Source organism: Morganella morganii (assembly GCF_019243775.1).
In the GTDB taxonomy this organism is placed as follows: domain Bacteria; phylum Pseudomonadota; class Gammaproteobacteria; order Enterobacterales; family Enterobacteriaceae; genus Morganella; species Morganella morganii.
This window is the reverse complement of sequence record NZ_CP069157.1, coordinates 599,618-623,144: the sequence shown is the minus strand read 5'-3', so window position 1 is coordinate 623,144 and position 23,527 is coordinate 599,618. Positions and strand designations below refer to the sequence as shown.

Below are 23,527 nucleotides of genomic sequence, written 5' to 3'. Positions count from 1 at the left end.
GTTTATTCTCCCTTCCGGGATAAAAAAGAAAATAATTCTTATTTTTCAGCAAAATACCCCGTGATTTCTGACAGGAAAAAATAAGAAATCCGCGCGTTTTTACCTCATTTTTTGCGCCGTACTGACATAAAAACTCAGCACAAAACATCAACAAAGTATAAAATAAAGGTCTTAAGCACTGAAATAATCCCCCGGAAAGATCACTCCCGAAGAAAAATAACCAAACCAACCCGTTGTTATCTCTGCTGTTATTGTCATGTGCTTATAAATTAATTTAATTAATTGATAAAGTTTTCTCTATAGTTTCCGATAACCAGTCATTTACTGAGTATCCGGAGGAATGATGCTTCTGCGCAGCATTAAAATCAGTACGAAACTCTTCGTGGCTTTTGGCTTTTCCATTCTGCTGATGGTCATCAGCGCCACACTGTCGGTTGTCAGCCTGAATAACGCCAATGACGGCATCCGCGATATCCTGGACGAGGATTATCCGATCACGGTAAAAGCAAACTTACTGATTGATTATTTTCATGATTTTGTCGGCATTCAGCAACTCCTGCTGCTGGATGATAAAAATCCTCAGATTCGTCAGCTGGCCGCCGGTGCTTCTGAAACCAGTAAAAAAATCACCCTGATTCTGGATGAATTTAATGAGACGCTGAAGGATGAGGCATCTCAGAACATCCTGAAAGAGATCCGCTCAGTCCGCCAGCAGTACCTCACCTCACAGCGCCGTATGGTTCAGTTTTCACAAAACGGAGATGAAGCCTCTGCAATCAATGAGATGGTGAATACCACAGCCGGTATTCAGCGCGCTTACCGCGACAATGTGATGCAGTTAATCGCCATTCAGGATGCGCATATGAAAGAGGCGGGAAATCAGGTGGAAAGTAATTTCAAAACCAACCGCCTCCTGCTGATCACTCTGACTATCATCAGTGCCATCATCAGTGCCGTACTGGCGCGGATTATTGTGGTCAGTATCACCCGTCCGCTGGACAAAGCCGTCACGCTTGCCCGCGCCATTGCACAGGGGGATCTGACACAGCAGGTCAATGTCACACATCATGATGAAACCGGGGTGCTGCTTAATGCCCTGGCTGAAATGCAGGTTCATTTGCAGGATATCGTAACAGAGGTGAAAAACGGCGCAGTCAGCCTGTCTGCCACCGCAGAGCAGATTGTTGCCGGTAACCAGAACCTGGCCGCCCGCACGGAAGAACAGGCCGCGTCAGTGGAGGAAACTGCCGCCTCAATGGAACAGATCACCGCGACAGTGAAAAATACCGCCGCCAATACTCTTAAGGCAACCGCACTGTCGGCGGATACCGCCGGGGTGGTGAAACACAACGGCGAAATGATGGAGCAGGTGACGGATAAAATCCGTATGATCAACACGACGGCCACCCGGATGTCAGATATTATCAATCTGATTGATTCTATTGCGTTCCAGACCAATATTCTGGCGCTGAATGCCGCTGTGGAAGCCGCCAGAGCCGGTGAGCACGGACGCGGTTTTGCGGTGGTGGCCGGTGAAGTCCGCCTGCTGGCACAGCGCAGTGCCGATTCAGCCGGTGAGATCCGCACCCTGATTGAAAACTCTGCCGGTCAGACCCGCGAGGGGCTGCAACTGGTGGAGGAAGCCGCTGAATCACTGCGCGGTATTGTCAGTAACGTCAGCCAGATGGCTGATTTACTGCATGAGATAGGCCACGCCAGTCATGAACAGACTGACGGGATCACTCAGATCAACAGTGCTATCGGGCTGATTGATTCCGCTACCCAGCAGAATGCCACCCTGGTGGAACAGTCTGTTGCCGCAGCCTCCTCCCTGAATGAGCAGGCCGGTACACTCAATGAGATGGTTGGTGTCTTTCAGCTTGCCGGAACGCCGTCTTCAGTATCTTAATGATTAACGGGCAGATAACGGGCATGACTGCCCGTTATCACTGTTCCGGATGGCTGTCAGAGAAAACCGTACATGGCGGAAAAGAACCAGCCGCACACACAGGAAACCCCGACACCGATCAGTCCCGGCGCAATAAAGCTGTGGTTAATCACAAAGCGCCCGATTTTGGTGGTACCTGAGCGGTCGAACTGGATAGCCGCCAGGTCACTCGGGTAGGTCGGCAGAATATAGTAGCCGTAACAGGCCGGTGCGGATGCCACAATATAAGCCGGATTGACCCCGATCATCAGCGCGAGCGGAACCACTGCCGCCAGAGCCGCCGCCTGCGAGTTGACAAACTTGGACACCAGCAGCAGCACCACTGCGTAAGCCCACGGATACTCTTTGACCAGCGATCCCAGCACACCCTCAATCTGCTCAAGGTGAGCACCGAACATGGTTTCCGCCATCCACGCGATACCGTAAACCGCCACAATCGCGATCATCCCCGAGCGGAATACTTCATTCTTCGAAATAGATGCCGGTTTGGTATCGGTAAAGATAATAATTAATGCCCCTGCCAGCAGCATAAAGATCTGAATCACCAAAACCATCGACAGCGGCTTGCCGTCAAAAACCGGCCGCAGCCACGAAAATGCCCCCAGTGATGCAACGACCGCGATAGAGGCCAGAAAGATCCACATTGCCAGCCAGTTACTGGCCGGTAATTTTTTATTGAGCAGGGTGGCGGTATCGCCGTAGACGTATTTCCGGTTCTCCGGTTTTGCGATAAATGACTGAAATTCCGGATCCTTATCCAGGTCTTTACCGCGATACCAGCTGAAGATACCGATGCACAGTATCCCGATCAGGGTGGATGGAATGGTGATCGCCAGCAGGTCAACAAAGCTCAGATGTTTGCCGTTGATGGTCACATCCCCCAGCATGGCGACCAGGGAGACCACCGCAACCGACACCGGGCTGGCGATTATCCCCATCTGGGAGCCTATTGTACTGGCCGCCATCGGCCTTTCCGGGCGGATATTATTTTTAATCGCGACATCATAAATGATAGGTAAGATGGTGTAGACGACGTGCCCGGTACCGCACAGAATAGTCAGCAGACAGGTCACAAACGGCGCCACAATCGAGACATATTTCGGGTTACGCCGCAGCAGACGTTCTGCTATCTGCAGCATCACATCCAGTCCCCCGGAAGCCTGCAGCGTAGCCGATGCCGCCACGACCGCAATAATCACCAGCATCACATCCACCGGCGGCTTTTCGGGCTTTAAGTGGAAGACAAAAACCAGCACCACCAGGCCTATCCCGCCCAGCAAACCCAGGGCAATCCCGCCTTTGCGCGCCCCGTAAAACAGACAGATCAATACCACGACAAGCTGGATAGCAAAATCCATAACTAACTCCTTTTAGGTACTTAAAAATCCGTGGGTCTGTATCACCTGGTTTCACTATAAAGCGCACAAAATAACAATTTTTTGATGTAAACAATAAAAACTGCCGGAAAACAGAACAGTTTTTCTATAACAGTGACGGGGGTAAAAAAATCGCCGGGGAAGTATTCAGGGGATGGATACAAACCGGTAACCGATACCGGTTTCGGTGATGAAATGCTGAGGACGGGCCGGATCCGTTTCCAGTTTCTGGCGCAGATGTCCCATGTAAATACGCAGGTAGTGGGCGTGTTCGACGGCGTTCGGCCCCCACACTTCATTGAGCAGTTGCCGCTGAGTCAGTACTTTGCCGCTGTGGCCGATAAGAATGGTCAGCAGGCGGAATTCAATCGGTGTGAGATGCACTTCCTCCCCGCCTTTCCTGACCTGACGCCCGGCAATATCCACACAGATATCCCCGAATTCATAAACAGGATCATTTTTTTCACTGCCGGGATAGCGGCGCATCAGCACCCGCAGCCGCGCCTGTAACTCCCCGACACCAAAGGGTTTGGTCATATAGTCATCCGCCCCGGCATCCAGGGCGGCAATTTTGTCATGCTCACTGTCACGGGCGGAAAGCACCAGCACCGGCACAGAACTCCACTGACGGAACTCCTGCACAAAGGTGATGCCGTCACCGTCCGGCAGACCCAGATCAAGGATCACCAGATCCGGTTTGCGGGTCGCCGCTTCCACCAGCCCGCGTGCCAGGTCTTCCGCTTCAAACACACGCACAGAATCCCCTTCCAGCGCAGTGCGCAGAAGGCGGCGGATCCCTTTTTCATCTTCAATAATCAGTACAGTGGTCACAACGGGTTATCATCTTCATCAATCACGGGCGGGTCTTCACAGGGTAGACGGATATGGAAGCTTGCGCCACCCCCGTCACGGTTTCCGGCTAAAATAGTGCCGCCGTGCACTTCCGCAATCGCCCGGCAGATAGCCAGCCCGAGGCCGATCCCCGGAATGGCGGATTCTTTCTGGCCGCGCGAAAATTTCTCAAATATCTGTGCTTCCTGTCCGGCCGGGATGCCCGGGCCGTTATCCCACACTTCAATATCAATCATATTGTCCGACAACCGCGAGCGGATGCCAATCTGCGCCTGCGGCCCGGCATATTTTATCGCGTTTTCCAGCAGATTGATCAACACCCGTTCAAACAGCGGGCCGTCCGCGCAAATCAGCTGCATCGGGTCATTGAGGTCAATCTGCACCGAATCCGTATCAAAACGCGGTTTCAGCATTTGCAGGGCACTGCCGATCACCTCTTCCAGCGGCAGCCACTCTTTATTGAGATTAAAGCCGCCGGACTGGATCCGCGCCATATCCAGCAGGTTATTGACCAGCCGCGTGGTGCTGAGGATATGCTGGCGGATCTCATTGGCCTGCGCGGCATACGGTGAACCTTCGCTGGTCAGATCCAGCGTCAGGATCTCCGCCTGACCAAACAGTACAGTCAGCGGCGTGCGCAGATCATGGGACAGCGCCGCCAGCAGCGAGTTGCGCACCTGCTCGCGTTCACTGACCAGCCGCGACTGCGCCTCGCGTTCTGTCAGCGTGCGGCGTTCCAGCGCCCCCGCTGCCAGCAGGATCAGGGTTTCCAGCAGCCGCTGCTGTTCGGGGATCAGCAGCTGACGGCGGTTATACGGCTCCACAATCACCACGCCGTACACTTTCTCTGTCGTGCAGACCGGCAGGATCTGATACGGCACACCGGGCAGAGTACCGGTGCCGAACCCGGCGGGCTGGCCTTTGTCATAACTCCAGCGGATGATGGCATCGTCACGGCCGTTATCCGCCACCCCGCCCCCTGCCGGGATCAGGTTACCCTGCTCATCCGGCAGCAGCATTTCGCAGCGGGCATGCAGGCTGTGGCTGATAAAGTGGCAACTGACAGAGGCAATATCATCAGATTCCCGCGCCACCGCCAGCGCTTTCGACATTTCATACAGATGCCAGGTGCGCTGCTCGCGGTAACGTGCCACCCTGGCCTGATAGCGGACACCGGCAGTCAGGCTGCCGATCACCAGCCCGACGGTCATCATCACCGCGAAGGTGAGCAGATACTGCATATCCGAAACGGCCAGCGTGCCTTTCGGGTTGATAAGAAAGATATCAAAGCTGATAACGTTAATAATGGTGGCAAACACAGAAGGCCAGCGCCCGTAAAACCGCGCCACCACCACCACGCCCAGGATATAGAGCATTACCAGGTTGGCGTTATCAAAGGCCATCAGCCAGTGATGCGCCATAAGGGTAGTGACGGCGCAAATCAGTGCCGCGACAACACAACCCTGTAAATCGGTTTTGTGTTTATCCAGGAACGGCCGGTTGTCGCTGAATTTCTCACGGTTTTCCGGCTGCCGGTCCTGCGGGGCGATCATGACCACATCCAGATCAGCGGCACTACGGCTGAGCTGTTCCTGTAATTTGTCGCGCCGCCACCAGGATGTCCGCTCATGGCGGACAATCATAATTTTGCCGAGGTTATTTTCACGCGCATAGCGGATCACCGCGCGGCCCTCTTCCGGCTCCGCCAGCGTTGCCGTGGTGGCTCCCAGTTGCTGCGCCAGCGACAGGGTGGTGAGGATAGTACGCCGCTGCGGTGACGGCAGCTTATGCCGTGCGGGGGTTTCGACAAAAATGGCATGCCAGTCACTGCCGAGCCGTGCCGCCAGCCGGGCTGCGGCACGCACCAGTTTTTCATTGCCGCCGTCCGGACGCAGACAGACCAGAATCGCATCCCGGGTGTGCCAGACTTTCTCCTGACCTTTCCGCTCCCGCCAGGCACGCATTTGTTCATCGACACGGTCAGTGGTCCGCCGCAGCGCCAGTTCACGCAGTGCCAGCAGATTGCCTTTGCGGAAAAAGTGCTCGATCGCCCGCTCCGCCTGAGCAGGGAGATACACTTTTCCCTCACGCAGTCTGTCGAGCAGGTCGTCCGGCGTTAAATCCACCAGTACGATTTCATCGGCGGCATCAAACACCGGGTCCGGTACGGTTTCGCGCACACGAACACCGGTCACGCCGCCGACAATGTCGTTCAGGCTTTCCAGGTGCTGCACATTGATGGTGGTGAGGACATCGATCCCGGCATTGAGCAGCTCTTCCACATCCTGCCAGCGTTTCGGGTGGCGGGCGCCGGGGATGTTGGTGTGCGCCAGTTCGTCCATCAGGATCACCGCCGGATGGATCGCCAGCGCGCGGTCGAGATCAAACCCCGCCACCTGCCGCCCCCGGTAGTTATGCTTTTTCAGCGGCAGGATGCGCAGCCCTTCCAGCAAGGCAGCGGTTTCACTGCGGCCGTGGGTTTCCACCACCCCGGCCAGCACATCAATGCCCTGCTCACGCAGCCGCTGCGCCTCTTTCAGCATGGCGTAGGTTTTCCCGACACCCGCACAGGCACCGAAGAAAATCTTCAGTTTCCCGCGCGGGCGCTCTGTGACCTGTGCCAGTAACTGGTCAGGATCGGGACGCAGTGGCTCATCATACATAATGCTGTCCTTCCGTTAGTTCAGGCTGGTTTTGTCCGCCGCATGTGCATCCAGCGCCAGATTCAGTGCCAGCACATTCACGACCGGCACACCGGTAAACGCAGGCACCGGAGTGGTGATATGTTCGCGGATCAGTTTCTCCACCTCCGCCTGTGTCATATTACGCGCTTTGGCCACCCGCGCGGCCTGCCAGTAAGCGGCATCCGGAGAGATATCCGGATCCAGCCCGCTGGCAGAGGCGGTCACCAGGTCAACCGGCACCGGGCGGGAAGCATCCGGGTTTTCCGCCCTTAATGTTTCTGCCCGCTGCGCCACCCGCTGTAACAGTTCCGGGTTGCCGGTGCTCAGGTTGCTGCCGCCGGAACTCAGGGCGTTATACGGATGCTCTGCTGTTTCTGACGGGCGTCCGTGAAAATAACCGGGCTGTGTGAACTGCTGGCCGATCAGCGCCGAGCCTTTGACTTCGTTATTCACTTCAATCAGTGAGCCGTTGGCCTGGCGGGCAAACCACCACTCCCCGAGCGAGGTGGTCAGCAGAGGATAAAATACCCCTGTTACCAGTGCCAGAACCAGAAATATTATGATTGCGGGACGTATCTGACTCATTGTTTATCCTTATACTAACCCTGTCAGGGTCAGTAACATATCTATCAATTTTATACCGATAAACGGCACAACCAGGCCACCCAGTCCGTAGATCCACAGATTACGGCGTAACATCTGTGCGGCGCTCAGGGCATGGTACGGCACCCCTTTCAGCGCCAGCGGGATCAGAAAGACAATAATCAGGGCGTTGAAGATAACCGCACTTAACATGGCGGAATCCGGCGAGTGCAGACGCATGATATTGAGTGCATCCAGCTGCGGATAGGTCACCGCAAACGCCGCCGGGATAATGGCAAAATACTTGGCGATATCATTGGAGATACTGAACGTGGTCAGCGAGCCGCGTGTCATCAGCATCTGTTTACCGATATGCACCACCTCAATCAGCTTGGTCGGGTTGGAGTCCAGATCGACCATATTCCCCGCCTCTTTCGCCGCCTGGGTGCCCGAGTTCATCGCCACCGCGACATCCGCCTGTGCCAGTGCCGGCGCATCATTGGTGCCGTCGCCGGTCATTGCCACCAACCGCCCTTCTTTCTGATACTGACGGATCAGCGCCAGTTTGGCTTCCGGGGTGGCTTCCGCCAGGAAATCATCCACACCGGCCTCGGCAGCAATCGCCGCAGCCGTCAGCCGGTTATCCCCTGTGATCATCACAGTTTTGATCCCCATCTGGCGCAGTTGTGCAAAGCGTTCGCGGATCCCGCCTTTTACGATATCTTTCAGGGCGATCACCCCGAGCACGCGATGCTCTTCGGCCACTACCAGCGGGGTTCCGCCGCTGCGTGCAACCTCTTCCACCAGTTTGTCGACCTGTGCCGGAAAATGACCGTGGTTAGCCTCAATATAGCGGCGGATAGCATCGACAGAACCTTTACGGATAGTGCGCCCGTCCACATTGATGCCGCTCATGCGGGTCTGGGCGGTAAACGGGATAAAAGTCGCATTCAGGCTTTCCAGATCACGCGCCCGCAGGCTGAAACGCTGTTTTGCCAGCACCACGATACTGCGTCCTTCCGGGGTTTCATCCGCCAGTGATGACAACTGAGCTGCATCTGCCAGCGTTCTTTCATCCACACCGGGTGCAGCCAGGAAAGCAGAGGCCTGGCGGTTACCCAGTGTGATGGTGCCGGTTTTGTCCAGCAACAGCACGTCCACATCCCCGGCAGCTTCCACTGCACGGCCGCTGGTGGCGATGACATTGGCGGCCAGCATACGGCTCATCCCTGCCACACCAATAGCTGAAAGCAGGCCGCTGATGGTAGTCGGGATCAGACAGACCAGCAGGGCAATCATCACTGTCAGAGTGACCGGATGGCCGGTATAGGCGGTAAACGGCCAGAGTGTCGCCACCGCCAGCAGGAACACAATACTCAGTGCGGCCAGCAGGATGGTCAGGGCAATCTCATTCGGCGTTTTGCTGCGTTTCGCACCTTCGACCATGCTGATCATGCGGTCAAGGAAGCTGTCACCCGGGTTGGCACTGCACTCAATAATCAGCCAGTCGGACAGAATCCGGGTACCGCCGGTAACAGAAGCAAAATCGCCGCCGGATTCGCGGATCACCGGCGCGGATTCACCGGTAATGGCGCTCTCATCCACAGATGCACCGCCTTCCAGCACGGTACCGTCACACGGGATCAGATCCCCTGCTTCCACCAGTACCAAATCCCCTTTGCGCAGGGTATCAGCGGAGACCATATCAAAACCGCTGTCGCGCTGTGCCGCATGCAGACGCCGTGCGCGGCTGGTTTTTTTCATTCCTTTCAGGCTGTCGGCCTGCGCTTTGCTGCGCCCTTCCGCCAGCGCTTCGGCGAAGTTGGCAAACAGCACGGTAAACCACAGCCACAGGGCGACGGTGAGGGTAAATCCGCCGTTACCGCTGATAAATCCGCTGAACATCCCGGCGGCCAGCAGTGTGGTCAGCAGGCTGCCGCACCAGACAATAAACATCACCGGGTTCTGCCACTGCACCACCGGCGAGAGCTTGCGGAATGCATCCGGCAGTGCGCGGCGCACCAGTGCGGGTTCAAATAATCGCTGTGTCTGACGACTCATGGTGTTCTCCCGTCAATCACTTAAGTAAATCAAGAAATTCCGCCACCGGCCCCAGTGCCAGTGCAGGAACAAAGGTCAGTGCGCCGATCAGCAATATTGCGGCGATCAGCAGCCCGGTAAACAGCGGCCCGGTTGTCGGCAGTGTGCCTGCCCCGGCGGTCCGGATGGTTTTGCTGACCAGCGAGCCTGCCAGCATCATCACCAGCGCAATCACCACGAAGCGGCCCGCGAGCATGCAGAATGCCAGCAGCAGGTTCCAGAACGGAGTGTTGGTACTCAGTCCGGCAAAGGCACTGCCGTTATTATTTGAAGCGGATGAGAGGGCATACAGCACTTCACTGAAGCCGTGAGCGCCCGGATTGAGCATCGCGCCGCGTCCGGCCTCCGTCATCATCGCCAGTGCCGTGCCGCCGAGAACCAGCGCCGGGGTGACCAGAATCGCCAGCGCGGTCAGTTTCATCTCCCGCACCTCGATTTTTTTGCTGAGGTATTCCGGCGTGCGACCAATCATCAGTCCGGCGATAAAAACGGCGAGGAAAACAAACAGCATCATTCCGTAGAAACCGGCACCCACACCGCCGAAGATCACTTCACCGATCTGCATCAGCCACAGCGGCACAAGACCGCCCAGCGGAGTCAGGGAGTCATGCATACTGTTTACCGCACCACAGGAGGCGGCGGTGGTCACGGCCACAAACAGCCCGGTGGCAAGGATACCGAAGCGGCTCTCTTTCCCTTCCATATTGAAGGTGCTGTCGATCCCCATCCCCGCAAAAGCCGGATTACCGTGAGTTTCGCTCCACATCACCGCCACAGCGGCGGCAACAAAGACAATGGTCATCGCGGCCAGCAGTGCACGGCCCTGGCCCGGGTTACCGGCACAGCGCCCGAATGCAAAACAGAGTGCCGCCGGGATCAGGAAAATCGCCAGCATCTGCACAAAGTTGGTCAGTGCGGTCGGGTTTTCAAACGGATGCGCTGAGTTGGCACCGAAGAAGCCGCCGCCGTTGGTACCGAGCAGTTTAATCGCTTCCTGGGAGGCCACCGGCCCCATCGGCAGCACCTGCTGCACGCCTTCCGGGGTGATAATGGTCTGGTAGTCATGGAAGTTCTGAATCACGCCCTGCGAAATAAAGAACAGCGCAATAATCACGGAGAGCGGCAGCAGCAGCCACAGCGTGATACGGGTCAGATCCGCCCACGCATTGCCGAGTGTCTGCACAGAACGGCGGCACAGAGCGCGGATCAGGGCAAACGCCACAGCAATACCGGTGGCGGCAGACAGGAAGTTCTGTACTGTCAGTCCGGCCATCTGACTGAAATAGCTGACTGCGGATTCTCCGCTGTAAGACTGCCAGTTGGTATTAGTGACAAAACTGACCGCCGTGTTCAGCGCCAGATCCCATGACATCCCCGGGAAGTGACGCGGATTGAGCGGTAAATCCGCCTGCAGCATCAGGATCGCCGTCAGGAAAATCAGTCCCAGCGCATTAAACAGCAGCAGTGCTGTCAGATATCCCTGCCAGCGCATCTCGTCGCGGCCAATCCCCGCAAAGCGCCACAGCACACCTTCCACACGGCGCAGAACCGGCAGCGGTGTACCGTCAATAAAGCAGACCAGCAGGTTACTGAGCAGTTTTGCCGCAATCAGCAAAACAATCAGAAACCCGGCGATAAGTAAAAAGGCATTCGCGGCCATCAGAATTTCTCCGCATTAATCAGGGCATAAAGGAGGTATGCCAGCAGCAGTAATGTACCGGCGATGCCTGCAATAAGAGCCAGACTCATAACTTGTCCTTACATGTGTGAGGTATTCATCATTGAGTCTAGAAAAGCGGGTGCAAAGATGTCGCAAAATTCGGCGGGAAAGGTATAAAAAAAAGTATAAAAATGCGGGTTTCCGTAAACCCGCCCTGTTATCAAAGATCCAGATGGAAAAACTGATTATGTTCACCGGTCTGATAATCACCAAACGCCGATCCGGCCTGAAAACCGCAGCGCCGGTACAGTGCCAGTGCCGGTTCAAAATCCGGATGGCAGCCGGTCTCCAGGCTCAGGCACGTCATGCCGCTCTGTTTTGCCTGTGCAATAATATGCAGTAACAGCAGTTTACCCGCTCCTTTGCCGCGAAAATCCGGGTGAGCCCGCATTGATTTTATTTCGCCCTGTGCGGCGGAAATTTGTTTCAGCGCCCCGACCGCTGCGATACGGTCACCGGCCCATACACTCCAGACACGGATGTTATCCGCCCGCAGGCCGTTTTTACCGAGCGCGTAAACATGCTCCTGCGGCGTATTCTGTGCCATCCCCTGTAAATGCAGAGCAATCAGTGCGCCGGTTTGTGGTGAGGATAAATCATCCGTTTTTATTACAAAATTATATTCAGTCATTAGTGCCTCTTATCGCTGCAAACGGGAAAGCCCCGGCAGTCAGTTATCATTGCTGCAATAATCATTCCTCTTTTGCTGCCCGCCGGATCCGCCGGTTTCCGTTGCGGAAAATACCGCCCTGCACCATTACAGTGCACCATCAGAGGGCATCCGCCCATAAATACGTAGTCCCGGACTGATTTACCCGGACTTATCCGCCCCTTACACTGATCATGTTCAGGGCGTGATATCCGCAGGAAAATCAATAACAGGATGTGTAATGAAAACCGCCATAACCGCAGGACTCCTGTTTGCCGTACTGTTTGCCGCCGCCCCGCTTCAGGCAAAACAGACAGCAATACAGCAGATCGAAGCCAGAGCACTGAGCGGCAATATTACTGCTCAGATAACGCTGGCCGATACCTTCCGCGCAAAACAGGATATTGTGCAGGCCAAATACTGGTACCGGAAAGCGGCGGAACAGAACAATCCTTATGCCCAGAATGAGCTGGGAAAACTGATCCTGCTCAGCAATCACTCCGTGACAGCATTACAGGAAGCCAGAGTCTGGTTCGAGAAAGCCGCATCACAGAATCAGCCGGATGCGCTTTATCAGCCGGGGGTGATGTATTATCGCGGAAAAGGTTGTGAACGCGGTGATTGCGCCATTGCCCGGAGTTTTTATGAGAGAGCAGCAGCACAGTCACACGGCTCCGCTCAGTTTTACCTCGCGATGATGTATCTCCGGGGACACGGCGTGGCGCAGGATTACGAAAAAGGTGTGGCACTGATGAAAGCCTCCTGTGAAAACGGTGAGCCGGAAGCCTGCCCGTGGGTCAGAAATCTGACAGAAAATGAGGACAAATTCCGTCAGATTTTTTCCGGAAAACCGTCATCCGATCAGCCGCCCAGATAGGCACTCCTGACCGCTTCATTCACCAGCAGTGCCTGACCGGTATCCTCCAGTACGACCCGCCCGTTTTCAAGCACATAACCTCTGTCTGCCAGTTTCAGCGCCTGGTTGGCATTCTGTTCGACCAGGAAGATAGTCATACCCGCATCACGCAGTTCACGGATGGTATCGAAAATCTGCATGATGATAATCGGCGCCAGCCCGAGGGACGGTTCATCCAGCAGTAACAGCTGAGGGCTGCTCATCAGCGCACGGCCGATAGCCAGCATCTGCTGTTCACCGCCGGACATGGTACCCGCCCGCTGATGGCGGCGCTCCTGAAGCCTCGGGAAAAGCTCATATACCTGAGCAATCCGTGCCTGATACTGCGTTTTGGATGCAAAAAATCCGCCCATGGCCAGATTCTCTTCCACCGTCATCCGCCCGAACACCCGCCGCCCTTCCGGCACCAGTGCAATGTCTTTGCGCATGATCTGCGCCGTCGGCAGTGCCGTGATATTCTCCCCGAGGTAGCGGATCTCGCCGGTGGTCGCCCGCGGCTCCCCGCACAGCGTGCTGAGCAGCGTGGTTTTCCCCGCACCGTTCGCGCCGATCAGGGTGACTATTTCCCCTTTACGCACCGACAGGCTGACTTCATGCAGCGCCTGAATTTTGCCGTACTGCGCGGAGACATTATTAAATTCCAGCATCAGTATGCCTCCCCCAAATACGCGCGGATCACGTCCGGGTGGTTGCGGATCTCCGCCGGGGTGCCGCTTGCCAGCGGCGTTCCCTGGTTCACCACATAGATCCGGTCTGAAATTCCCATCACCAGTTTCATATCATGTTCGATCAGCAGGACAGACACGCCGTGCTCCGCCCGCAGTTCCGCGATCAGTGCATCCAGATCGTCCGTTTCTTTCGGGTTCAGCCCGGCCGCCGGTTCATCCAGCATCAGAATATCCGGCCGGGTCACCATACAGCGGGCGATTTCCAGCCGCCGCTGCTGACCATACGCCAGGTTACCTGCCTGCCGGTTTGCCAGTGACGTCAGCCCGATTCTGTCCAGCCACATCACTGCGCGTTCCGTGGCTTCGCGCTGATCACGGCGGAATGAAGGCAGCGTCAGCAGCCCGGCGAGTAATCCGCTTTTATGATGCTGATGCTGTGCCACCAGCAGGTTTTCAATCACCGTCATTTCCCGGAATAAACGTACATGCTGGAAGGTGCGGATCATGCCGAGACGGGCAATCGCCTGTCCGGATAATCCCTGCACCGGTTTTCCGCGCAGCAGGATCTGCCCGTCCGCCGGTTTGTAGAAGCCGGTCAGACAGTTGAAGATCGTGGTTTTTCCCGCGCCGTTGGGGCCGATCAGAGAGACGATTTCGCCCCGGTTCAGTTCCAGCGACACATTGTTCACCGCCAGCAACCCGCCGAAACGCATGGTCAGGCCGGAGACCTGCAATAAGGTATCGGTCATTGCGCACCTCCGGTTTTTTCCGCATCCGTTGTGCTGACTTTCAGGTGCGGGCGCGACACCGGCAGTAATCCCTGCGGCCGCCAGACCATCATCAGCACCATCAGCGCCCCGAGCAACAGCATGCTGTAAGCATTCAGATCGCGCATCATTTCCCGGGAAACCACCAGGATAACGGCGGCCAGAATCACCGAGGTTTGTGAGCCCATCCCTCCCAGCACCACAACAGCCAGCACAAAGGCTGATTCCGTAAAGGTAAAGGATTCCGGGCTGATAAAGCCCTGACGGGCGGCAAATAAGGTTCCCGCCACCCCGGCAAAGGCCGCACTGATGGTGAATGCCGTCAGTTTAATACGTGTCGGGCTGAGTCCCAGCGAACGGCAGGCGATTTCATCCTCACGCAGCGCTTCCCAGGCCCTGCCCAGCGGCATCCTCAGTAACCGGCTGATAATAAACAGTGTTGCCAGTACCAGCAGCAATGCGACCAAATACAGGAAAATAATACGATCGCCCGGATCATACGCCAGGCCGAAGAAATTATGGAACGTATCCCAGCCGCCCTCTTTGGCGGTCCGGCTGAACTCCAGCCCGAACAGGGTCGGTTTCGGGATCTGACTGATGCCGTTCGGCCCGCCGGTAAACTCCGTATTATTCAGCAGCAGAATACGGACAATTTCCCCGAAACCGAGCGTCACAATCGCCAGATAATCCCCGCGCAACCGCAGCACCGGGAAGCCGAGCAGCAGCCCGGACAGCGCCGCGGCAATACCGGCCAGCGGCAGACTCTGCCAGAACCCCCAGCCGAAATAGTGGTTCATCAGCCCGTAAGTGTAGGCACCGATGGCGTAGAATCCGGCGTAGCCCAGCACCAGAAGGCCGGACAGCCCGACCACCACATTCAGCCCGAGGCCGAGCATCACATAGATAAGGGTTAAGGTGGCGATATCCACACTGCCGCGTGACACCATAAACGGCCAGATAATGGCAGCGAGAATAATCAGCCCGGCAATAATTTTCTGCGTATTGGTGGAACCGTCAAAACCCGGCAATGAGCAGCTGCTTTTCGGCAGACGCGCCGTCAGTTTTTTCAGTGACGGGCGCACCAGCTGAAAAATAAAGACAATCACACAGCCGGTACCGATCCACTCCCAGCGGACAGCATCGGCGTTGCGGACAATCAGACGGGTGCCATCGAGGGACAATTGCAGCCCCATCATCACGGAGGCCAGCACAAACAGCGTTGCGGTGGCGACAATGGCGTTGATCCAGTGAGATTTTGTCATACCTTTTCAACCTCCGGACGCCCGAGGATCCCGGTCGGCATCACCAGTAACACAAGGATAAGCAAGCCGAATGAAACCACATCTTTATATTCCGTACTGAAGTAGGCGGAGGTCATGGCTTCTGATACACCGAGGATCACCCCGCCGATCATCGCCCCCGGAATACTGCCGATCCCGCCGAGAACCGCTGCGGTAAAGGCTTTCATCCCGGCCATAAAGCCGATGTACGGGTTGATCACGCCGTAAAACTGCCCCAGCAGCACCCCGGCCACCGCCGCCATCGCCGCACCGATCACAAAGGTCAGTGCAATCACGCGATCGGTGTTGATCCCGAGTAAACCGGCCATTTTCAGATCTTCCGCACAGGCACGGCAGGCGCGTCCCATCCGTGAGTAACGGATAAAGAGGGTCAGCGCCAGCATTGCCAGCACCGTCACCACCCAGATAGTGATCTGCATGGCAGAAACCGTGGCCGAGAAACCGCCGCTCTCCCCGAAGGTCCAGCGGCCGTTAATCAGCCCGGGCAGCGCGAGATCGCGGGAGCCCTGGGAAAGACTGACAAAGTTTTGCAGAAAAATGGACATCCCGATCGCCGAAATCAGGGCAATCAGCCGTTTTGAGTGACGGACGGGCCGGTAAGCGACCCGTTCGATACTCCAGCCATAGGCACTGGCAATAATTATCGCTGTAATAAATGCAGCGGTAATTAACAACCAGCCGACATCAATCCCCAGCATCATCAGCCCGGCAATCACAATAAACGAGACGTAACTGCCGATCATATACACTTCGCCGTGGGCAAAGTTAATCATACCGATAATGCCGTACACCATGGTGTAACCGATGGCGATCAGGGCATAGGTGCTTCCCAGCGTTAATCCGTTCAGCAATTGCTGCGTAAAATATAATAATTGTTCTGACATAGCGCACTCCCCTGAAACACACTGCCCGCATCAGTCACCGCTGCGGATCAGTTCAGCGGTGATGAGGTTCCGTCTTTGTGCCATTCAAATACGCCGAACTCGAAACCTTTCAGATCCCCGTTTGGTGTCCAGCTCAGTTCGCCCATTACGGTGTCAACCGGTTTGCCTTTCAGATCAGCGGCCAGATCCGCTGGTTCCATGCTGCCGCTGCGCTGCATCGCGGTAGTCAGGGACTGTAATGCCGCATAGGTTGTCCAGACGAACGGCCCGGTGGAATCCAGTTTCTTCGCCGCCAGGGCATCCACCACCGGTTTGTTGGCAGGAACCTGGTCATAGCGTTTCGGCAGCGTCACCAGCATGCCTTCGGATGCGTCACCGGCAATGTTGGAGAGTGAGGAGTTACCCACGCCTTCCGGTCCCATAAAGCGGATATTCAGCCCCGCCTGTTTTGCCTGGCGTAAAATCTGTCCCATTTCCGGGTAGTAGCCGCCGAAATAGACAAAATCGACATTATCTTTCTTCAGGCGCGCCACCAGCGCGGAGAAATCTTTATCACCCGCCGTCACCCCTTCAAACAGCACTTCTTTCACTCCGGCTTTGTTCAGATTGTCTTTCACGGAACGCGCCAGGCCTTCACCGTACTGCTGTTTGTCATGCACCACGGCAATGCGCTGCGGTTTCACTTTTTCGAGGATATATTTTGCTGCGGTCGGGCCCTGGTCAGAATCCAGGCCGGTGGTACGCATGATCAGGTTGTAACCGCGCGTGGTTAAATCCGCATTGGTTGCCGCCGGGGTGATCATCAGGATCCCTTCATCCTCATAAATATCTGACGCAGGTTGTGTGGAGGAGGAGCAGAGGTGCCCGATCACATAGCGCATGCCGTCATTGATAACTTTGTTGGCGACCGCCACCGCCTGTTTCGGGTCACAGGCGTCATCGTATTCGGTGATCACCAGTTTATTGCCGTTAATCCCGCCTTTGGCGTTGATGTCCTCAACCGCCTGGCGGGCGCCGGTAAATTCCATATCACCGTATTGTGCGACCGGTCCGGACATAGCGCCCACCACCGCAACTTTAATATCTTCAGCGTACGCCGCTGCACTTAATGCACAGGATACAGCTCCGGCAATGATTGCCATTTTCATTGTTTTTTTCATCAGAACATCCCCATCGGTTAGCTTTGCAGTGACCGGACGGTCAGCATGTGCGGTATTTTCGGAATTCCGTTATAATGAGTCGCATTACATTAATTAATGCTTTATTTTCAGTTCATTAAACAGGATTTTTATTCTGAAAAGCAAATCAGAAAAGGAGATTATTGCATCATTAACAGGATAATATCCGGTTAAAATCGGGTGTTTTTTTCGGCAAAAAACAGTGTTATAAACTGGTTAATGATTCGTTAAGGATAACTTAATGCGGAAATTCACCGCCGGAAAAATAGTTTTCCCCACTATTCCGATAGCAATTATCTCTCTTTATTATTAGATTCATCCGGCGAAGTATTAACCCGTTATCTGATTCAGTTTACTGATTGATCTATCCTGATCCGGGTTTTCTGTTCACTATGACTGATGGAATGGTCCGCGACATGAATAAACTAACGGGCATGCTCCTGCTCACTTTTGCGTTGCCGCTGACCGCTGTGGCCGCAACCCCCGGCCGCTGTGATGATGCGGCACAGGATATTAACCGGCAAAATACATTTATTATTACCGGTGCGAAATATTACGGGCCGGTAAAATAAATCACTATCACGTCTTACCGCCCGATGGGGCTTATCCTGTGGGTGAAAGAAAAACTGCACTTCGGTCCGTGCAGCAATCTGACACAATATGATTATGAATACCGGGAAATGGCGATAGAAGAAGGTCAGGTGCCGATTACGATTACGCAAACCACGCAGATCGTGCCGGAAAAACCGGATCGTCAGCCTGACAGAATCCTATAAAACAATACCGGATAACCAATCCCGGCAATCAGAAACCCGCTACCGCTATCAGAATAACCGGCTGGTTTCGCCTACACCTGTTATAAATGGGATCCGTACGGAAACTGCGAATTACAGACCATGATCAAAGCCATTCAGTTAGAAGGCTCCGCCGCCATTCAGAGCAGCGGGATCACGCCGGAATCCCGCTACGAATATTACTGATTTATCCTATTTTCATCGCCAGTACAGCAGCGATATTGCGGGCGGCCACTTCAATATTAACCGCCGCCTGTGCCAGTGCCTCATCCAGAGAGCAAATCCGCGGGATCACGGAGAACACGGCATCAATACCGTGCTCATGCACGACGGCATAGTCGTCACTCATCCCGCCTGCCAGCGCAATCACCGGAATTCCCCGTGCTTTTGCAGCTTTCGCCACACCCGCCGGGGTTTTTCCCTGAATCGTCTGTCTGTCCATCCGTCCTTCCCCGGTGATCACCAGGTCAGCATCTTTCACCACCGAGTTCAGATCCAGTGTTTCGATCACCATCTCAATTCCCGGCTGCATCCGCGCATCAAGCCATGCCATCAGCGGAACGCCCATGCCGCCTGCCGCTCCGGCACCGGCGACATCACTCAGTGACTTACCGGTCAGGGATTCAATTACCTCCCCGTAATGACGCAGCGCCGCATCCAGCTCGCTGACAATCGCCGGTGTCGCGCCTTTCTGCGGCCCGAAGGTGGCGGATGCTCCTTTCGGCCCGCACAGCGGATTATTCACATCACAGGCCACCACAAACTCTGTTTTCGCCAGACGCGGATCCAGCCCGGATAGATCCGCGGAAGCCAGTTTTGCCAGCGCACTGCCGCCGAACGGCAGTGAATTCCCCTGTTCATCGCGGAATACCACCCCCAGCGCCTGCATCATCCCGGCACCACCGTCATTGGTGGCACTGCCGCCGATGCCGAGGATTATTTTCTCCGCACCGTCATCCAGTGCTGCCAGGATAAGTTCCCCGGTGCCGAAGGTGGTGGTCACACGCGGATCCCGCTGTGCAGGAGGTACCAGATGTAACCCGGAAGCTGCGGCCATCTCAATAATGGCCGTTTTACCGTCACCGGACAGCCCGTAAAACCCGGTCACTTTATTCCCCAGCGGGGCCGTAACTTCGGTTTCTTTCAGTGTTCCCTGTGTGGCTTCAATAATGGAGACCACTGTGCCCTCGCCACCGTCCGCCATCGGCAACTTGATGTACTGCGCATCCGGGAAAACGGTTCTGAAACCCGCTTCCACCGCATCGGCGACCTGAAGGGCGGTCAGACTCTCTTTAAATGAATCCGGAGCAATCACTATTTTCATACTTAATTCCTTTTACCCGCCAAACCCGAAGACACCGAAAATCAGTGTGGAGACAATAGCGATCACCAGACCCACCATGGTTTCGTAAGGCAGTAATTTCAGACGCTCATGAACCTGCATATTGACACTGCCGCCGGTCGCATGGAAGAAGCTGCCGTGCGGCATCTGGTCGAGCACCACCGCACCGGCGTGGATCATCGCCGCCCCGGCCAGCGCACTCACACCCAGATCAAGCAGCGTGGAGCTGAATACCGCAGACGCCACCGCCGTACCTGCTGTGGTGGACGCGGTTGCCATTGACATCAGTGCCCCGGAAATCGGTGCCAGCAGATAGGATGGCAGACCGGACGCCGTCAGGCCGTTAATTAACACATCTTTCAGGCCGGAGTTGGCGATAATCCCCGCCAGGGTTCCGGTCCCCAGCAGCATAATCGCCACCGGTGCCATCCGGCTCAGCCCGGAGGTAATAAAGTGGTTGGACTGACGGATACGCCCCATAATCAGCGCACCGGCCAGGCCGCCGACCGGCAGCGCGATCAGCGGGTCAATGCTGATACCGGCGATCGGACGCAGTGACAGCAGAAAAATAGCTACCAGCGGTGCACTCATCGCTGCCCAAAATCCCGGCAATCTGCCGTCATGGTGAGCCGCAATCAGCTCTTCCTGTGTCACTTTTGAACCACGGTGAACCAGACGTTTCGCCAGAAAATATGCCACGATCAGCCCGAAAATACCCGGGATAATCCCCGCCGCCATCAGTGATGTCAGCGGCACGTTAAAGTTATCTGCCGCCGCAATGGTGTTCGGGTTCGGTGACATCACGTTACCCGCTTTACCGCCGCCGATCATCGCCAGCAGAATCGCCATTTTGGACAGATCCGCGCGGTGCGCAATCGCCAGTGCAATCGGTGAAACCGTAATAACCGCCACGTCGATAAACACACCGACGGCTGTCAGTAACAGAGTGGCTACCGCCAGCGCCAGCAGCGCCCGCTTCTCACCCACTTTGCGGACAATGGTTTCCGCAATAGTATTTGCCGCACCGGACTCAATCAGTACCCCCGCCAGCACACCCGCCGCCAGAATACGCAGCACCGCGTTAGTGATCCCCTGGGCACCGGTCACCATCAGTGTCACCGTCTGCACCAGATCCGCGCCGCCGACCAATCCTCCGGCCAGCGCCCCCGCCATCATCCCGTATACCGGCGGTACTTTTTTCAGTATTAACCCTATCGCCACGACCAGCGCAACCATTGCGCCCAAAGCTGAAACAGTCACCATGTGCAGACTCCTGCTGTAGTTATGATTATTCGGACAGAACAGGATGCATTATGGCGGCAGCCATCAGGTTAAGCTTGAGAGGTTCCGACAAAAAAGAACGGGCTGAAACCGCGTATTTTGTACAAACGTACAAATCACAGATCGGTCAGAATACCAAAATAAAGCTGAATCATTGATTCTAATTTACTGATATTCAAGCCAGTAATCGATTCAACACGCTGAAGGCGGTAACGGAGAGTATTTGTGTGAATATGCAGCGTTTTTGTGGTTTGAGACAGATCACAATTCTGATCAAAATAGGTCTTCAGGGTATGGCACAACACACGGCGGCTGTCCGCCGCTTTCAGTTTCTGCCAGGCAGAAGCCAGTTCAGCGGCCTGCCAGCTCTCCTGAAATCCCTGTAACAGCGCGGGTAATTTAACTTCATCATAAAAAATGGTTTTCTGGCGACTGTACGCCGGGGTCTGTCCCAGTTGCTGCACGGCGCAGGCACTCTGCCAGGAGCGGTGCAGACCATTATGTCCGTGAAAGAAACCACCGACATACATCAGCAGATCCGGCAACTGACGCCGCAGCGCCTGTAACTGCTTCTGTACAGGGGAGACCGGCTGAAAATCCGCATCACAGGCCACCGGTTTCAGCACCACCAGAGAATTTATTCCCCGGATACTGACCAGCAGATCCATTTTCAGATTATCAATATAATCCACCAGACGATGAAACTGCTCGTGATCCGGCGCGGGCAACGCGAGGATCAGGGCTATGCGGGGTTTATCGGGGGAGATCCCGAGATAGGCGGCGATAGATTTTACTGACTGTGGCTGCTGCTCCGGGCTTATCAGCTGACTGACCAGCTCATCGCGGTAACGGCGATCCCACTGGGATTTTTCCAGCAGATCGGCCTGCTCCAGCACCAGCTCCGCAGCCATGCGCACCAATTCGGCGTAGTTGCGCACTTCATCCGGTTTGCCGGAAATCCCGACCACACCCACCATGGTATCACGGAAAATCACCGGCAGATTAATGCCCGGTTTCACGCCTTTCAGCGTGGCAGCAGTGGCTTCATCAATTTCCACAATCCGGTTTTCTGTCAGCGCCAGCACCGCGCCCTCGTGACGCTGATTGACCCGCTGCGGGTCACCGGACGCAATAATCACTCCCTGTGCGTTCATCACATTCACGGAGTAACTGAGGATTTGCATCGCCCGCTGAACAATCAGCCGGGCGGTGCGCTGATCGAGCTGAACCGGTGTCATATCAGGACGGATTCTGTGCCTGGCGTGCTGCCGCAATGGCAGACTCAATGGCTTTTCTGGCCAGCGGACTGTTGCGCCAGCAGGTGGAGCCGGTGAGTGCCGCACCGGCACTCAGCAGGGATTGGGCATCTGCGGCGGCAAGCTGATTAAGGTCAGAAAAACCCATCTGCTCGAGGCGCTCGATAACTTTCGTGCCCACGCCCTTTACTGCCAGTAAAACTGCCTTGTCTTCAGACGAAAAAGCCATAATATCCCCGTCAGTGATTATCAGAAAATACTATGGCTACCATAACAGATTGCGGCGGAAACGGGAGCATTGTTATCAGCCCTCAATCGCCTCGCGCAGTTTTTTCATGGCATTTTTTTCCAGCTGACGGACGCGCTCTGCAGAAACGCCGTATTTATCCGCCAGTTCCTGGAGGGTGGTTTTGCTGTCATCATCCAGCCAGCGGGCACGGATAATGTCACGGCTGCGCTCATCCAGTGAATCAATCGCCAGGGTGAGTTTGTCCGTGGCGTGGTTATCCCAGTTATCTTCCTCGATTTCATCCGCGAAATCAGAGGATTTATCTTCCAGGAACAGTGCCGGTGCCACCACAGGGTGATCGCCGTCGTCGTCATCGGACATATCAAATGCCATGTCCTGCGCCGCCATACGGGATTCCATTTCCAGCACATCTTTGCTGGTTACCCCCAACTCTTTCGCCACCATTTCCACTTCGTCCTGGTTAAACCAGCCCAGACGTTTTTTGGATTTGCGCAGATTAAAAAACAGTTTGCGCTGTGCTTTGGTGGTGGCGATTTTAACGATGCGCCAGTTACGCAGCACATACTCATGAATTTCAGCTTTGATCCAGTGAACCGCAAACGACACCAGGCGCACACCCATTTCCGGGTTAAAACGGCGCACCGCTTTCATCAGCCCGATATTGCCTTCCTGGATAAGATCCGCCTGAGGCAGGCCATAACCTGAATAACTGCGGGCGACATGGATAACAAACCGCAGATGCGACATGATCAGTTTTTTCGCGGCCTCAAGGTCGCCGTCATAATACAGACGCTCAGCCAGCTCTTTTTCTTCTTCGGCTGTCAGCATCGGATACTGGTTAGCTGCCCGGATATAGGCCTCAATGCTCCCTTGCGGAACTAAAACAGGGAATTGCGTATCTTTAGTCATTCAGTCCTCAGTACAAATAAAAATGACGTCGGCAGACGGTAATGGTGAATAGTGTACAACACAGGACAGA

Annotated in this window: 22 protein-coding genes; 4 read left to right on the top strand and 18 right to left on the bottom strand. The window is 55.3% G+C overall.

All coding sequences use genetic code 11. The features are described 5' to 3' along the window. Positions 1-343 precede the first annotated feature (343 nt). Entirely contained in the window at positions 344-1,909 is a 1,566-nt protein-coding gene (locus JL661_RS02880) for a methyl-accepting chemotaxis protein (protein WP_036416547.1), read from the top strand. Between the two features lie 56 nt (positions 1,910-1,965). Here JL661_RS02880 and JL661_RS02875 read toward each other — a convergent pair whose 3' ends face one another. From JL661_RS02875 to JL661_RS02840, 8 genes are all read right to left on the bottom strand, one after another. Beyond that, positions 1,966-3,306, bottom strand: a complete 1,341-nt coding sequence (locus tag JL661_RS02875; protein WP_062771944.1) for an anaerobic C4-dicarboxylate transporter — start codon at positions 3,304-3,306, stop codon at positions 1,966-1,968. A gap of 165 nt (positions 3,307-3,471) precedes the next feature. After that, positions 3,472-4,155, bottom strand: a complete 684-nt coding sequence (gene kdpE / locus JL661_RS02870; protein ID WP_004240553.1) for a two-component system response regulator KdpE — start codon at positions 4,153-4,155, stop codon at positions 3,472-3,474. Next, positions 4,152-6,839, bottom strand: coding sequence for a two-component system sensor histidine kinase KdpD (gene kdpD, locus JL661_RS02865; RefSeq protein ID WP_036416544.1), 2,688 nt, complete (start codon positions 6,837-6,839; stop codon positions 4,152-4,154). The genes kdpE and kdpD overlap by 4 nt, the downstream gene beginning before the upstream one ends. 15 nt (positions 6,840-6,854) lie before the next feature. Continuing rightward, positions 6,855-7,445 (bottom strand): potassium-transporting ATPase subunit KdpC, encoded by a 591-nt coding sequence (gene kdpC / locus JL661_RS02860; RefSeq protein ID WP_004236267.1) that lies wholly within the window; start codon positions 7,443-7,445, stop codon positions 6,855-6,857. A 9-nt stretch (positions 7,446-7,454) separates the two neighbouring features. Then, a complete protein-coding gene (gene kdpB, locus JL661_RS02855) occupies positions 7,455-9,503 on the bottom strand; it encodes a potassium-transporting ATPase subunit KdpB (protein WP_004236266.1) in 2,049 nt (682 codons plus the stop codon). 16 nt (positions 9,504-9,519) lie between these two features. Then, the gene (gene kdpA, locus JL661_RS02850) at positions 9,520-11,202 is read right to left on the bottom strand and encodes a potassium-transporting ATPase subunit KdpA (protein WP_004240554.1); all 1,683 of its coding nucleotides are present in this window, start codon (positions 11,200-11,202) and stop codon (positions 9,520-9,522) included. Then, positions 11,202-11,291, bottom strand: a complete 90-nt coding sequence (kdpF, locus tag JL661_RS02845; protein ID WP_015422983.1) for a K(+)-transporting ATPase subunit F — start codon at positions 11,289-11,291, stop codon at positions 11,202-11,204. The genes kdpA and kdpF overlap by 1 nt, the downstream gene beginning before the upstream one ends. A 131-nt stretch (positions 11,292-11,422) precedes the next feature. Continuing rightward, entirely contained in the window at positions 11,423-11,893 is a 471-nt protein-coding gene (locus JL661_RS02840; protein WP_046024758.1) for a GNAT family N-acetyltransferase, read from the bottom strand. A 259-nt stretch (positions 11,894-12,152) separates the two neighbouring features. Between JL661_RS02840 and JL661_RS02835 the strand changes: the two genes are divergently transcribed. After that, positions 12,153-12,788 (top strand): tetratricopeptide repeat protein, encoded by a 636-nt coding sequence (locus JL661_RS02835; protein WP_052697388.1) that lies wholly within the window; start codon positions 12,153-12,155, stop codon positions 12,786-12,788. Here the strand turns inward: JL661_RS02835 and livF are convergent. Genes livF through JL661_RS02810 form a run of 5 tightly spaced genes read right to left on the bottom strand, consistent with a single transcriptional unit; the run spans position 12,773 to position 17,607 of the window. Beyond that, on the bottom strand, positions 12,773-13,474 hold the full coding sequence (gene livF / locus JL661_RS02830; RefSeq protein WP_036423974.1) for a high-affinity branched-chain amino acid ABC transporter ATP-binding protein LivF: 702 nt from the start codon (positions 13,472-13,474) through the stop codon (positions 12,773-12,775). The two genes, JL661_RS02835 and livF, sit on opposite strands and share 16 nt — an antisense overlap. Continuing rightward, positions 13,474-14,244: a high-affinity branched-chain amino acid ABC transporter ATP-binding protein LivG gene (gene livG, locus JL661_RS02825; RefSeq protein ID WP_062771947.1), complete on the bottom strand. Its 771-nt coding sequence runs from the start codon at positions 14,242-14,244 to the stop codon at positions 13,474-13,476. Before livG ends, livF begins: the two co-directional genes overlap by 1 nt. Continuing rightward, positions 14,241-15,524: a high-affinity branched-chain amino acid ABC transporter permease LivM gene (locus tag JL661_RS02820; RefSeq protein WP_004236260.1), complete on the bottom strand. Its 1,284-nt coding sequence runs from the start codon at positions 15,522-15,524 to the stop codon at positions 14,241-14,243. The genes livG and JL661_RS02820 overlap by 4 nt, the downstream gene beginning before the upstream one ends. Beyond that, positions 15,521-16,447, bottom strand: coding sequence for a high-affinity branched-chain amino acid ABC transporter permease LivH (gene livH / locus JL661_RS02815; RefSeq protein WP_004236259.1), 927 nt, complete (start codon positions 16,445-16,447; stop codon positions 15,521-15,523). The genes JL661_RS02820 and livH overlap by 4 nt, the downstream gene beginning before the upstream one ends. A 47-nt stretch (positions 16,448-16,494) precedes the next feature. After that, complete coding sequence (locus tag JL661_RS02810; RefSeq protein ID WP_004236258.1) at positions 16,495-17,607, bottom strand: branched-chain amino acid ABC transporter substrate-binding protein; 1,113 nt, start codon at positions 17,605-17,607, stop codon at positions 16,495-16,497. A 434-nt stretch (positions 17,608-18,041) separates the two neighbouring features. On the opposite strand from JL661_RS02810, the gene JL661_RS02805 reads away from it, so the two are divergent. Beyond that, positions 18,042-18,197, top strand: a complete 156-nt coding sequence (locus tag JL661_RS02805; protein WP_155724827.1) for a hypothetical protein — start codon at positions 18,042-18,044, stop codon at positions 18,195-18,197. A 42-nt stretch (positions 18,198-18,239) separates the two neighbouring features. Further along, positions 18,240-18,401, top strand: coding sequence for a hypothetical protein (locus tag JL661_RS02800; RefSeq protein WP_155275483.1), 162 nt, complete (start codon positions 18,240-18,242; stop codon positions 18,399-18,401). A 205-nt stretch (positions 18,402-18,606) separates the two neighbouring features. On the opposite strand, the gene JL661_RS02795 is transcribed toward JL661_RS02800, so the two are convergent. From JL661_RS02795 to rpoH, 5 genes are all read right to left on the bottom strand, one after another. Next, a complete protein-coding gene (locus JL661_RS02795; protein ID WP_062771950.1) occupies positions 18,607-19,743 on the bottom strand; it encodes a glycerate kinase in 1,137 nt (378 codons plus the stop codon). 12 nt (positions 19,744-19,755) lie between these two features. After that, on the bottom strand, positions 19,756-21,024 hold the full coding sequence (locus tag JL661_RS02790) for a GntP family permease (RefSeq protein WP_004236255.1): 1,269 nt from the start codon (positions 21,022-21,024) through the stop codon (positions 19,756-19,758). Positions 21,025-21,158: 134 nt separating this feature from the next. After that, complete coding sequence (locus JL661_RS02785; protein ID WP_062771953.1) at positions 21,159-22,280, bottom strand: sugar diacid recognition domain-containing protein; 1,122 nt, start codon at positions 22,278-22,280, stop codon at positions 21,159-21,161. Position 22,281: 1 nt separating this feature from the next. Beyond that, on the bottom strand, positions 22,282-22,527 hold the full coding sequence (locus tag JL661_RS02780; protein ID WP_004236253.1) for a hypothetical protein: 246 nt from the start codon (positions 22,525-22,527) through the stop codon (positions 22,282-22,284). Between the two features lie 75 nt (positions 22,528-22,602). Beyond that, a complete protein-coding gene (gene rpoH, locus JL661_RS02775; RefSeq protein WP_004236252.1) occupies positions 22,603-23,457 on the bottom strand; it encodes an RNA polymerase sigma factor RpoH in 855 nt (284 codons plus the stop codon). Positions 23,458-23,527 lie beyond the last annotated feature (70 nt).